Below are 11875 nucleotides of genomic sequence, written 5' to 3'. Positions count from 1 at the left end.
CGCTACAGACAATTCAAATGAGCAACGTCCACCTCGTCAACCACCCCCTCGTCCAGCACAAGCTGACGCTGATGCGCCGCAAGGACGCCTCGACCAACAGCTTCCGCCGGCTCCTCAATGAAATCAGCATGCTCATGGCCTACGAGGTCACGCGCGACATGCCGATGCAGGACATCGAGGTCGAAACCCCGCTGGAGACCATGCAGGCCAAGGTCATCGACGGCAAGAAGCTGGTGCTGGTGTCCATCCTGCGCGCCGGCACCGGCATCCTGGACGGCATGCTCACGGTGGTGCCCGGCGCCCGCGTCGGCCACATCGGCCTGTACCGCGACCCCAAGACGCTGACCGCCGTCGAGTACTACTTCAAGATGCCCGGCGAGATGGACAGCCGCGACGTGATCGTGGTCGACCCGATGCTGGCCACCGGCAACTCGGCCGTGGCCGCGGTCGAGCGCCTGAAAGAGCTGAACCCCAAGTCGATCAAGTTCGTCTGCCTGCTGACCTGCCCCGAAGGCGTGAAGACGATGCAGACCGCGCACCCCGACGTGCCGATCTACACCGCCGCCATCGACCGCGAACTCGACAGCCACGGCTACATCCTGCCGGGCCTGGGCGACGCGGGCGACCGCATCTTCGGCACGAAATAAGGCTCGCCCCCAGGCTTCGCGCACTTCGTGTCGCTTCGCCTTCCCCCTGCCGGGGGCAACACCTGCGGCCCGGCGGAGCCGGTTCCGCGGTGTTCTGGAAGGGGAGGCGCGTTTTTTGCGAGCCGAAGATTTCCATAACTCGAGGAGAAACATCGTGGCAGCACGCCGTCAATTGATCATCCGTTCCGTCGCCATTGCCGCCGCGCTCGCGGCAGGCGCCCCGGGCCTTGCGCTCGCACAACAGGCCAAGCTGAAAGTCGCCGCGGTATACACCGTGCCGTTCGAGCAGCAATGGGTCGGCCGCATCCACAAGGCGCTGAAGGCGGCCGAGGCGCGCGGCGAGATCGAATACAAGGCCACCGAGAACGTCAGCAACGCCGACTACGAGCGCGTGATGCGCGAGTACGCCACCGGCGGCAACCAGCTGATCCTGGGCGAGGTGTTCGGCGTGGAAGCGGCTGCGCGCAAGGTCGCGAAGGACTTTCCGAAGGTCGCCTTCCTGATGGGCTCGTCGCTCAAGCCGCAGGCGCCCAACTTCAGCGTGTTCGACAACTACATCCAGGAGCCCGCCTACCTGAGCGGCATGGTGGCCGGCGGCGTGACCAAGACCAACCGCATCGGCATGGTCGGCGGCTTCCCGATTCCCGAAGTGAACCGCCTGATGAACGCCTTCATGGCCGGCGCCAAGGAAACCAACCCGAAGGTCGAATTCAGCGTGAGCTTCATCAACAGCTGGTTCGACCCACCGAAGGCCAAGGAAGCCGCCTTCGCCATGATCGACAAGGGCGCGGACGTGATGTACGCCGAGCGCTTCGGCGTGTCCGACGCGGCCAAGGAAAAGGGCAAGCTCGCCATCGGCAACGTGATCGACACCCAGAGCCAGTACCCGGACACGGTGGTCGCCTCGGCGCTGTGGAACTTCGAGCCCGCGGCCGACCACGCGATCAAGCTGGTGAAGGAAGGCAAGTTCGCGGCCGAGGACTACGGCGTGTACGCGCAGATGAAGCACAAGGGCTCCGAGCTCGCGCCGCTGGGCACCTTCGAGAAGAAGGTGCCGGCCGACATCATCGCCAAGGTGAAGGCCAAGCAGGCCGACATCCTCGCGGGCAAGTTCACCGTGAAGGTGGACGACGGCCAACCCAAGTCCACCGCCAAGTAAACGCCTGCAAGTGCTGATGAATCCTGCGCGATGGCGGACCGCGGTCCGCGGCATGGCGATGGCGGCGCTCGCCGTCGCCGGTCTGGCTGCATGCCAGCCTGAATCCGCCGGCACGGCGGCGACACCTGCCGCGGCCGCCCCCGCTGCCGTGGCGCCGCCGCCGGCACCCGCCGTCCCCGCAGGCATTCCAGCCGCGCTGCAGGAGCGCGCCGACGCCCTGCTCGCCGCCCACCGGCAGATGATCGTGCTGATGACCGGCGAGCGAACGCTCGACGCGGCCGAGAAGCGTGCCGTCGGCGCGGTCGGGCAGATGCTGTTCCATGACATGCAGGAGCGCCAGCAGGCGCTCATTGCCCAAGCCGGCGAAATGACCGACCCGGCCACGGTGCCTGCACTCAACGCGCTGCTGGACCGCATCGAGAGCGAGCCCAGCTGGTTCGACGCCGACCGCCTCGCTTTCAAGGAATTCCTCTCCGAGCTGAGCACGCGCTACGCCCAGGCGCAGTCGCTGCCCGGCCTCAAGCTCGGCCGCCGCGCCAGCGAAGACCTGGCCGTGCTCGCCGAGATCGAGCAGGCCTACGACCGCGAGCTCAAAGACGTTTTCGGCCGCTTCGCGCAGCGCGGCATCGAGCCCCAGCGCGAGAAGTGGTCCGACTACGTGGCCAAGCTGCAGGGCCTGTATTCGCGCGAGAAGATCCTGAAGGACTTCGGTTCCATCGTGCCCTACACGCAGGCGACCCAGCCCGCGGGCACCAACGCCAAGGAAAAGGAAGGCGCCGACACCCGCGAGATCTTCGGCACCTCGCTGCCGCCCAAGACCGTGGTGCTGACCTTCGACGACGGCCCGCACGCCAGGCACACCGACGAGATCCTGGAGATCCTCAAGCGCTACGACGCGCCGGCCATCTTCTTCGAGCTGGGCCGCAACCTCGGCAAGCTCGACGCGCAGGGCAAGGCGCAATTGGGCGCCAACGGCGCCGTCGCCAAGCGCGTGCTGGCCGCCGGCCATGTGCTCGCCAACCACAGCTTCAGCCACGGGATGATGGCCAAGATGAGCGACGACACGGTGCGCACCGAGGCCTCCGAAACCGAGGCCCTGCTCGACGCCACCGGCCGCCCGCAGTCCACCCTGTTCCGCTTTCCCTACGGCGCGCGCAACGAAGACAAGCTGAGCACCGTCGAGGCGCTCAAGCTGCGCTCGATGCTCTGGACTGTCGACTCCATGGACTGGGCCGACCCGGTGCCCAAGTCGATCGCCGACCGCGTGCTGGCCGAGGTCGACAAGGCCAAGCGCGGCGTGATCCTGTTCCACGACATCCAGGGCCGCACCGTGCAGGCGCTGCCCACGGTGCTCGACCAGCTGGTGGCCGACGGCTACCGCTTCGCCACCTGGCGCGACGGCAAGTTCGTCGTCAGCGCGTCCAAGCGCGCGACCCCGGGCGACAGCATTGCCGCCGCCGGAGCCGGCGACACGCTCTACCGCGAAAGCCACGCGCTGATCATCGGCATCGACAAGTACGCCAAGTGGCCCGGCCTGCACCATGCGGTGCCCGACGCCAGGTCGATGGAGCAACTGCTCGTCACCCGCTTCGGCTTCAAGCCCGAGAACGTCACCTCGCTGTACGACGGCGAAGCCACGCGCGCCAACATCCTGCGCGCGCTCAACGACAAGCTGGCGGACGCCAAGCGCGTGAAGCGCGACGACCGCGTGCTGGTGTTCTTCGCCGGCCACGGCAGCACCCGCAAGCTCGCGAGCGGGCGCGACGTCGGCTACATCATCCCGGTCGATGCGGCGCTGGACGACCTGGCTTCCGACGCCATCTCCATGCCGCAGCTGCAGGAGGTGGCCGAGGCGCTGTCAGCCAAGCACGTGCTCTTTCTGGTGGACGCCTGCTATTCGGGCCTTGGGCTCACGCGCGGCGGCGCACCGCAGGGCAGCAAGAACTTCCTGACCGACAACGCGCGCCGCATCGGCCGCCAGATGCTCACCGCCGGCGGCGCCGACCAGCAGGTGGCCGACGACGGCCCCGGCGGCCATTCGGTCTTCACCTGGACGATGCTGCAGGCACTGTCGGGCAAGGCCGACCTGAACGGCGACGGCGTCATCACCGGCACCGAACTCGCAGCCTACGTGGCGCCCGCCGTCTCGGCCATCGCGCGGCAGACGCCGGCCTTCGGCAGCCTGCCTGGCTCGGAGGGCGGCGAATTCGTGTTCGAGCTGCCTACCGACCGCGAGGGCCTGAGCGGCGACATCGTGCAGCTCGACGCCGCCGCCAGCCAGGTCAACAAGCGCATCGACGAAGCCAACGAGCAGGCGGTGCACACGGCGGCAGCGGCGCCCAAGGCCGGCCCGGCCGCCATCGAGGTGGTGGTGAAGAACCTCGAGGGCGCGGACGCCAAGCTGACCATGCCGGCCGCCGCGCCCGTCTCTCCGCGCGTGGCGGCGCAGCGCGCCAACGACCGCGGCCTGCAGCTTTACCGCGAGCGCCGCTACGACGAAGCCGAAGCCGCCTTCACCGAGGCACTGAAGCTGCAGCCGCGCTTTGCGCTGGCGGCCAACAACCTCGGCTTCGTGTACTTCAAGCGCGGCAAGCCGGTGGAAGCCGCGCGCTGGTTCGAGCAGGCCATCGACATGGACGGCAGCCGCGCCCTCGCCTACCTGAACCTGGGCGATGCATATCTGCAGGCCGGCAACGACGCCAAGGCGCTGGCTGCCTACACCACCTTCGTCGGCCTGGCCCCGAAGCACGCGCGCGTCGCGTCGCTGCAGGCCTGGATTGCCACGCCCGACGCCGCGCACCGCCCGCAACTTCCGCCCACCAACTCATGACCACCAACTCATGACCACCACGACGAAGAACACTTCCTCCCTGCTGCGGCGCCTGCGCGCGCCGGTCCTGGCTGCCGCGTTCGGCGTGCTGCTGGCGGGCTGCGTCGGCGTCTACAAGTCCGACGCGGTCAGCATCAACAGCAGCACGCGGCTGGACGACACGCCGCGCATCGCGGTGCTGTCGGCCTTCGAGCCCGAGCTGAAGCTGCTGCTGACCCGGCTGCAGGGCCCGGTCAGGCACACGGTGAACGGAGTGGAGTTCACCACCGGCACGCTCGAAGGCAAGCCGGTGGTGCTGTTCCTGTCGGGCATCAGCATGACGAACGCGACCATGAACACGCAGCTGGTGCTCAACCGCTTCCGCGTCACCAACATCGTTTTCAGCGGCATCGCGGGCGGCGTGAATCCGCAGCTGCACGTGGGCGACGTCACCGTTCCAGCGCAGTGGGGCCAGTACCTCGAAGTGCTGATGGCGCGCGAGACCGCGCCGGGCAAGTACAGCGCGCCGCCCTTCATCACCGACGCCACGCTGCCCAACTTCGGGATGATGTTCCCGCGTCCGGTCGAGGTGCGCTCGGCGGCCAATCCGCAGATCGTGCGCAAGTTCTGGTTCGAGGCCGACCCGAAGATGCTCGAGGTGGCGCGCAGCATCCACAACGTCGACCTGGCGAACTGCGGCGCCGGCAAGTGCCTGCCGCGCAAGCCGCAGCTGGTGGTGGGCGGCAACGGCGTCTCGGGCCAGGCCTTCATGGACAACAAGGCTTACCGCGAATACACCTACAAGACCTTCCAAGCCAACGTGCTCGACATGGAAACCGCCGCCGTGGGCATGGTCGCCTACAGCAACGGCGTGCCCTACATCGCCTTCCGCTCGCTCAGCGACCTCGCGGGCGGCGGCGAGGGCGAGAACGAAATGGGCACATTCATGAGCATCGCGGCGGACAACTCCGCCAAGGTCATGCTGGCGTTTCTCGCCGCGTGGAAGTGACGGCGGCGCCTGTCCGCGCGCTTCGTCTAGTTCTGCTCCCTGGCATGGACGGCACCGGCGACCTCTTCGAGCCCCTGGTCCGAGCCATGGGGCCGCGCAATGCCATCGACGTGGTGCGCTACCCCGGCACCGAGGCGCTGGGCTACGACGAACTCGAACGGCTCGTGCGCGCGCAACTGCCCGCCGGCCAGCCTTTCGTGCTGCTGGGCGAATCCTTCTCTGGCCCGCTGGCCATTTCCATCGCGGCGGCACCGCCACCCGGACTGCGCGGGCTGATCCTGTGCTGCAGCTTCGCCCGCAGCCCCAAGCCGGGCCTCGCGCTGCTGCGCGGCGGCCTGCTCGAGCTGTCGATGAAATTCATGCACTCCGGCCTGATGCGCGGCCCCATGCGCCGCATGCTCCTGGGCCGCTTTGCCACGCCGGGCCTTTCCGCCTCGCTGCAGGATTCGCTGCGGCAGGTGTCGACCGCCGTCATGACGCGCCGCATGAAAGAAGTGCAGCGCGTGAACGTGGTCGACAAGCTTCCCCTGGTACGCGTGCCGGTGATGTATCTGCAGGCCATCGAGGACCGCATCGTTCCCGGCCAGGCAGCCCGTACCATCCAGCGCGCGCTGTCGGGCCTTCGCATCGTCCGGCTGGAAGGTCCGCACGGCCTGTTGCAGGCAGCGCCTGCAGCCGCCGCCCAAGCTATCGAAAACTTTTGCCGCGAGCTCGTCAACCCCGAGCCCGCCACCCCATGAACCCTCTTGTGCTCCGGCTCGCCGGCATCACCAAGCGCTTCGGCAGCCTGGTGGCCAACGATGCCATCTCCCTCGACCTGCAGGCCGGCGAAGTGCTCGCGCTGCTCGGCGAGAACGGCGCGGGCAAGTCGACGCTGATGTCGATCCTGTTCGGCCACTACGTCGCCGACGAAGGCGCCATCGAAGTCTTCGGCGCGCCGCTGCCGCCCGGCAACCCCAAGGCCGCGCTGGCCGCCGGCGTGGGCATGGTGCACCAGCACTTCACGCTGGCCGACAACCTCAGCGTGCTCGACAACGTGATGATGGGCACCGAGCCCCTGTGGCGCCCGGTGTCGCGCCGCGCAGCCGCGCGCGCCAGGCTGCTCGACGTGGCGCAGCGCTTCGGCCTGCCGGTGCAGCCCGACGCGAAGATCGGCAGCCTGTCGGTAGGCGAGCGCCAGCGCGTGGAAATTCTCAAGGCGCTGTACCGCGGCGCGCGCATCCTGATTCTCGACGAGCCGACCGCCGTGCTCACGCCCCAGGAAAGCGAGGCGCTGTTCGCCACGCTGGCGCAGATGGTGGCGCAGGGCCTGTCTGTCATTTTCATCAGCCACAAGCTCGGCGAGGTGCTGCGCGTGTCGCATCGCGTGGCGGTGCTGCGCGGTGGCAAGCTGGTAGCGGAGGCGCGCACCGCCGACACCACGCAGGCGCAGCTCGCGCTGTGGATGGTGGGCCATGCGGTCGAGGCGCCGAAGCGCCGCCCCGCCAAGTCGGTGGGCGACGCGGTCTGCGTGCTCGACCATGTGAGCACGGCCGCCGGCAAGGACGGCGGGCAAGACCGGCTGCGCGAGGTCTCGCTGACGCTGCGCGCGGGCGAAATCACCGCCATCGCGGGCGTGTCCGGCAACGGGCAGGTCGCGCTGGCCGAGCTGCTGTGCGGCACGCGCCGGGCCAGCTCGGGCTCCGCGCAGCTCATGGGCCGCGCCTTGCCGCCTTCTCCTGCCCGGCTGGTGCAGCGCGGCGTGGCGCGCATTCCCGAAGACCGGCACGCGGTGGGCGTGGTCGGCGACCTGCCGGTGTGGGAGAACGCCGTGTCCGAGCGCCTGCGCAGCCCGGTGTTCTCGCGCTGGTCGTTCATCGTGAAGCGCGCCGCCGCGCGGCTGCATGCGCGGCGCATCGAGAAGGCGTTCGACGTGCGCGGCGCCGGCCTGATGGCGCCGGCCCGCTCGCTCTCGGGCGGGAACATGCAGAAGCTGATCCTGGGCCGCGCCCTGCTCTCACCCGAGCAGCCCGAAGCGGCCAAGGGCGACGACAACAAGAAATATCCGAACCGTGCCCCCCGCCTCATCGTCGCGCACCAGCCGACCTGGGGCCTGGACATCGGCGCGGTCGCCTATGTGCAGCAGCAGCTCATCGCCGCGCGCGACGCCGGCGCGGCCGTGCTGGTGATCTCCGACGACCTGGACGAAGTGCTGGCGCTCGGCGACCGGGTGGCCGTGATGCATGGCGGCCATCTGGGCGAAGCACGCCCCGCCACGGCCTGGACACGCGAAGCCATCGGGCTGGCCATGGCCGGCGCGACGGCCGCAGCGCCGCAACGCAACGGAGCGCCCACATGATGCGGCTCGAAAAACGCCACCAGACCTCGCGCGCCGCGCTGGTGCTGGCGCCCATCGGCGCGGTCGTGTTCACCATGATCGTCAGCGCCCTGCTCGTGCTGTGGGCGGGCGCGCCGGTCGGCCGCACCTACGCGCTTCTGCTGCAGGGCGGCTTCGGTTCGGTGTTCGCCTGGAGCGAAACGCTGACGCGCGCCATTCCGCTGATCCTCACCGGGCTGGCGGCCACCGTCGCCTTCAAGGCGCGGCTCTTCAACATCGGCGCCGAGGGGCAGCTCTACGCGGGCGCACTGGCCGCGGTTGCCGTGGGCGGCATGCATGGCGGCACCGGCTTCGAGCTGTCGCCCTGGCTGCTGTTCCCGCTGATGATGCTGGCCGCCGCCGTGGCCGGCGCGCTCATGCTGCTGGGCCCGGCGCTCATGAAGAACAAGCTGGGCGTGGACGAGGTCGTGACCACGCTGCTGATCAACTTCATCGTGCTGCTGGGCGTGTCGGCATTGCTCGACGGACCGATGAAGGACCCGACCGCCATGGGCTGGCCGCAGAGCGTGTCGCTGCAATCCGACCTCGAACTGGGCAAGCTGGTCGCGCAGACGCGGGTGCACACCGGGCTGCTGTGGGCGGTGTCGCTCGCGGTGATGGTGTGGGCCGTCTTCAAGTACACGGTGCTGGGCTTCGACATCCGCGCGGTGGGCGCCAATGCGCGCGCGGCCGCCTTCGCGGGCGTGCCGGTGACGCGCACCGTGGTCATGGTGGCGCTGCTCTCGGGCGCGCTGGCCGGGCTGGCGGGTGCCATCGAGGTGGCGGGCCGCACCAGCTACGTCACGCTCGACATGTCGCCGGGCTACGGCTACACCGGCATCGTGATCGCGATGCTGGCCGGCCTGCACCCGCTGGGCGTGATCGCGGCCGGCGTGTTCGTGGCGGGCGTGCTGGTGGGCGCGGACACCATGAGCCGCGCCGTGGGCGTGCCGACCTACATCGCCGACGTGATCGTCGCGGCCTCGCTGATCGCGGTGCTGGTGGCGACGCTGCTGACGCAGTACCGGGTGAGGATGAAGAAATGACCATGGCCGTGGCTTCTTCTTTCTTGCTCCTTCCCCTCCCGGGGGAAGGCTGGGATGGGGGCATCGGCCGCCCCTGCGAGCGCCGCCTGCCCCCACCCCGACCCTCCCCCGGAAGGGGAGGGAGAAATACGCAATGACTGACCTGCTCGACATCCTCGCCAACCCCGCCTTCTGGGTCGCGGTGCTGCGCATCGCCACCCCGCTGATCCTCGGCACGCTCGGCGTGCTGCTGTGCGAGCGCGCGGGCGTGCTCAACCTCGGCATCGAAGGAATCATGGTCGCCGGCGCCTTCACCGGCTGGCTCGCCGTGTATGCCGGCGCGCCGCTGTGGGTGGGCGTCGGCGTGGCCGCGCTCACCGGCATGGTGTTCGGCCTGCTGCACGCCTTTCTTACCGTGGGGCTCGCGCTCTCGCAGCACGTGTCGGGGCTGGGCATCACGCTGCTGGCCACGGCGCTCAGCTACTTCGGCTACCGCGTGAGCTTTCCCAAGGTGAACACGCCGCCGACCATCACGCCCTTCGCGCCGATGGACTGGCTGCCGGTGCCCATCCTGAACGCGCAGACCGCGCTCACCCTGTTCGCACTGCTGCTGGTGCCGGTGGTGGGCTGGGTGCTGTACCGCACGCCGCTCGGGCTGGCGCTGCGCATGGCCGGCGAGAACCCGCAGGCGGCCGAGAGCCAGGGCGTGTCGGTCGCGGCCACGCGCACCGGTGCCATCGTCGCGGGCTCGGCGCTGATGGGCATGGCGGGCTCCTTCCTCACGCTGTCGGCCTTCAACGCCTTCTTCTTCAACATGGTCAACGGGCGCGGCTGGATCTGCGTGGCGCTGGTGGTGTTCGCCTCGTGGCGGCCGGGCAAGGCCCTGCTCGGCGCGCTGCTGTTCGCGTTCTTCGACGCGCTGCAGTTGCGGCTGCAACAATCGGGCGATGCCGTGCTGCCCTACCAGCTGTACCTGATGTTGCCTTACCTGCTGTCGATCCTGGCGCTGGTGCTTGTGGCACGAAAGGCCAGCTACCCGCAGGCACTGATGAAGCCCTACCGCAAAGGGGAACGTTGACGATGAACGCGCTATCGACCATTCGAGCCAGGCTGATCGCCGCCCTGCTGGCCGTGTGCGGCGGCAGCAGCGTGCATGCGCTGGGGAACGACCTCAGCTACGAAAATTTCAAGACGCCCGACGCAGTCAACTGGGTGCAGCTGTGCGGCACCTGGGACAGCGACCACCAAGGCGTGTACCGCGTGATCCACGCCGAGCAGTTCGCGCAGTCCTTCCTCTACGTGCAGTGGATGAAGCGCGACGCCGACGGCCACCTGCAGGCCGCGCACACGGTGTCCATCGCCGAACTCGACAACGACCATGCGGAGATCTCCCTGTCGGAACTCACCTGCCGCGCCACGCCGCGCGGCATCGTCGTCACGGCGAAGGCCGACTCGGGGCATGACGACAAGCTGCGCCGCGTGACCATCGAGGTCGGGCCGAAGCTGGGCCAGTACCTGTTCCGGGCGCAGCGCACGCGATAGACGCAGCCCATGGCCCCCACCCCGGCACTCGATGCCGCGAATGGACGGCTCGAAGCCTTCGGTGTCGTCATCGACGCGGGCTGCAAAGCCGACGATCTCCCGCCCGTCTTCTCGAAGAACAACCAGTCAGTGAACGTTGAGGGTCGGCAAGTCGAATGCCTGTTCGCAACCGCCAGCGGCACGGCGGCCGACCGCAATGCCGTCGAGCTGACCCTGCGCTTCGAGCATGAACGGCTGACCGGCATCTTCCTCACGCTCACGCCGCATCGCCACCGCAACCTGGACAGCGAAGCCTTCTACGCCAGCGCCGACGAGCGCTACCGTTTCCACGAGCGCTGGCTGGCTTCAGCCGGCGTGCCGCGCCAGCCGGTCGCGCTCCCATGGGGCGATATCGGCGTCGCGCGCGATCGCGGCGAAAACGTCCATATCTACCTTCACTGCGCGCCGCGTCCGGCGAAGTAGCGCCCCGGCGATTCACCGAAGGCGCGCCGGAACATGGCGATGAAGTTGCTCGGCGTCGCATAGCCCAGCGCATCGGCGATGTCCGCCACAGCCTCGCCGCGCGCCAGCCGCTCCAGCGCATGCACCAGCCGCGCCTGCTGCCGCCACTTGGCGAAGCTCACGGCCGTCTCCGCGAGGAACAGCCGGCTCAGCGTGCGCGGCGACAGGCCGGCCCAATGGGCCCATTCATCCAGCGTGCGGTTGTTCTCGGGCTGCTCGTAGATCGCGGTCGCGATGCGCAGCAGCCGGCGATCGGTCGGCATGGGCAGGTGCAGCGGCTCGTGCGGCGCACGGCGCATTTCGTCGAGCAGCACGGCGGCCATGCGCTCCTGCTCGGCGTCCAGCGTGTCGTGGCCGCCCCACGTCACGGCGCGGCGCACCAGCGCGCGCATGAGTTCGCTGATGCCGATCACGCAAGGCCGCTCGGGCAGTTGCGCCGCGGCTGCTGGCGCGATCAGCACGGTCCATCCGCTCGTCGCGCCGCTGATGCCGACCTTGTGCAACTCGCCCGGCGGCAGCCAGCCCGCGCGGTGCGGCGGCAGCAGCCAGGAGCCGTGCGCGGTGCGCACGTGGACGAGGCCGCTTTCCACGCAGAAGACCTGGCCGCGCAGATGGCGGTGCCAGTCGTACTCGCGGGTGCCCAGGCGGAACTCGTGCTCCGGCGCATCGGCGCCGCGCAGCGCGATGAGCGCGGGGCCGTCGGCGCGCTCGCTGAGGTCGGGCATGGCGCCTTCGGCGTCGGTCTTTGGCGCGGGTTTGCGGGGCATCGCGGGATTTTCACGGCACGGCCTGTGCTTCGAGAGAGTGGCGGCGGAAAATAGCGGCCA

11 protein-coding genes are annotated in these 11875 nt (G+C 69.1%); 10 read left to right on the top strand and 1 reads right to left on the bottom strand.

Annotation, left to right across the window (positions count from 1 at the left end; translation table 11 throughout):
* Nucleotides 1-17 precede the first annotated feature (17 nt).
* The 10 genes from upp to L3V85_RS17305 all read left to right on the top strand — a co-directional run bounded on the left by upp (nucleotide 18) and on the right by L3V85_RS17305 (nucleotide 11009).
* Nucleotides 18-647 (top strand): uracil phosphoribosyltransferase, encoded by a 630-nt coding sequence (gene upp, locus L3V85_RS17350; protein ID WP_093240978.1) that lies wholly within the window; start codon nucleotides 18-20, stop codon nucleotides 645-647.
* A gap of 154 nt (nucleotides 648-801) precedes the next feature.
* Nucleotides 802-1806 carry a BMP family protein gene (locus L3V85_RS17345; RefSeq protein WP_237680271.1) on the top strand — a complete coding sequence of 335 codons (1005 nt, stop codon included), beginning with the start codon at nucleotides 802-804 and terminating at the stop codon, nucleotides 1804-1806.
* A gap of 16 nt (nucleotides 1807-1822) precedes the next feature.
* The gene (locus tag L3V85_RS17340; protein ID WP_237680270.1) at nucleotides 1823-4636 is read left to right on the top strand and encodes a polysaccharide deacetylase family protein; all 2814 of its coding nucleotides are present in this window, start codon (nucleotides 1823-1825) and stop codon (nucleotides 4634-4636) included.
* Nucleotides 4637-4646: 10 nt separating this feature from the next.
* Nucleotides 4647-5624 carry a 5'-methylthioadenosine/S-adenosylhomocysteine nucleosidase gene (locus L3V85_RS17335; protein ID WP_237680269.1) on the top strand — a complete coding sequence of 326 codons (978 nt, stop codon included), beginning with the start codon at nucleotides 4647-4649 and terminating at the stop codon, nucleotides 5622-5624.
* Between the two features lie 44 nt (nucleotides 5625-5668).
* Nucleotides 5669-6364 (top strand): alpha/beta fold hydrolase, encoded by a 696-nt coding sequence (locus L3V85_RS17330; RefSeq protein ID WP_237680268.1) that lies wholly within the window; start codon nucleotides 5669-5671, stop codon nucleotides 6362-6364.
* Nucleotides 6361-7962 (top strand): ABC transporter ATP-binding protein, encoded by a 1602-nt coding sequence (locus L3V85_RS17325; RefSeq protein WP_237680267.1) that lies wholly within the window; start codon nucleotides 6361-6363, stop codon nucleotides 7960-7962. The genes L3V85_RS17330 and L3V85_RS17325 overlap by 4 nt, the downstream gene beginning before the upstream one ends.
* Nucleotides 7962-9026, top strand: a complete 1065-nt coding sequence (locus tag L3V85_RS17320; RefSeq protein WP_237680586.1) for an ABC transporter permease — start codon at nucleotides 7962-7964, stop codon at nucleotides 9024-9026. Before L3V85_RS17325 ends, L3V85_RS17320 begins: the two co-directional genes overlap by 1 nt.
* 133 nt (nucleotides 9027-9159) lie before the next feature.
* Nucleotides 9160-10083: an ABC transporter permease gene (locus L3V85_RS17315; protein WP_198086576.1), complete on the top strand. Its 924-nt coding sequence runs from the start codon at nucleotides 9160-9162 to the stop codon at nucleotides 10081-10083.
* A 2-nt stretch (nucleotides 10084-10085) separates the two neighbouring features.
* The gene (locus tag L3V85_RS17310; RefSeq protein WP_237680266.1) at nucleotides 10086-10547 is read left to right on the top strand and encodes a hypothetical protein; all 462 of its coding nucleotides are present in this window, start codon (nucleotides 10086-10088) and stop codon (nucleotides 10545-10547) included.
* 9 nt (nucleotides 10548-10556) lie between these two features.
* The gene (locus L3V85_RS17305) at nucleotides 10557-11009 is read left to right on the top strand and encodes a hypothetical protein (RefSeq protein ID WP_237680265.1); all 453 of its coding nucleotides are present in this window, start codon (nucleotides 10557-10559) and stop codon (nucleotides 11007-11009) included.
* On the opposite strand, the gene L3V85_RS17300 is transcribed toward L3V85_RS17305, so the two are convergent.
* Nucleotides 10982-11815: an AraC family transcriptional regulator gene (locus L3V85_RS17300; RefSeq protein ID WP_237680264.1), complete on the bottom strand. Its 834-nt coding sequence runs from the start codon at nucleotides 11813-11815 to the stop codon at nucleotides 10982-10984. The two genes, L3V85_RS17305 and L3V85_RS17300, sit on opposite strands and share 28 nt — an antisense overlap.
* Nucleotides 11816-11875 lie beyond the last annotated feature (60 nt).

Source organism: Variovorax paradoxus (assembly GCF_022009635.1).
Classification (GTDB): Bacteria; Pseudomonadota; Gammaproteobacteria; order Burkholderiales; family Burkholderiaceae_C; genus Variovorax.
The sequence above is the reverse complement of the archived record's forward strand: the minus strand, read 5'-3'. Positions and strand labels throughout refer to the sequence as shown.

Excerpts from the sequence above, each read along its gene's own strand:
- L3V85_RS17320 (WP_237680586.1), top strand. The coding sequence starts at position 7,962 with ATGCGGCTCGAAAAACGCCACCAGACCTCGCGCGCCGCGCTGGTGCTG.
- L3V85_RS17310 (WP_237680266.1), top strand. The coding sequence starts at position 10,086 with ATGAACGCGCTATCGACCATTCGAGCCAGGCTGATCGCCGCCCTGCTG.
- L3V85_RS17315 (WP_198086576.1), top strand. The coding sequence starts at position 9,160 with ATGACTGACCTGCTCGACATCCTCGCCAACCCCGCCTTCTGGGTCGCG.
- L3V85_RS17330 (WP_237680268.1), top strand. The coding sequence starts at position 5,669 with ATGGACGGCACCGGCGACCTCTTCGAGCCCCTGGTCCGAGCCATGGGG.
- L3V85_RS17305 (WP_237680265.1), top strand. The coding sequence starts at position 10,557 with ATGGCCCCCACCCCGGCACTCGATGCCGCGAATGGACGGCTCGAAGCC.
- L3V85_RS17325 (WP_237680267.1), top strand. The coding sequence starts at position 6,361 with ATGAACCCTCTTGTGCTCCGGCTCGCCGGCATCACCAAGCGCTTCGGC.
- upp (WP_093240978.1), top strand. The coding sequence starts at position 18 with ATGAGCAACGTCCACCTCGTCAACCACCCCCTCGTCCAGCACAAGCTG.
- L3V85_RS17300 (WP_237680264.1), bottom strand. The coding sequence starts at position 11,815 with ATGCCCCGCAAACCCGCGCCAAAGACCGACGCCGAAGGCGCCATGCCC.
- L3V85_RS17335 (WP_237680269.1), top strand. The coding sequence starts at position 4,647 with ATGACCACCACGACGAAGAACACTTCCTCCCTGCTGCGGCGCCTGCGC.
- L3V85_RS17340 (WP_237680270.1), top strand. The coding sequence starts at position 1,823 with ATGAATCCTGCGCGATGGCGGACCGCGGTCCGCGGCATGGCGATGGCG.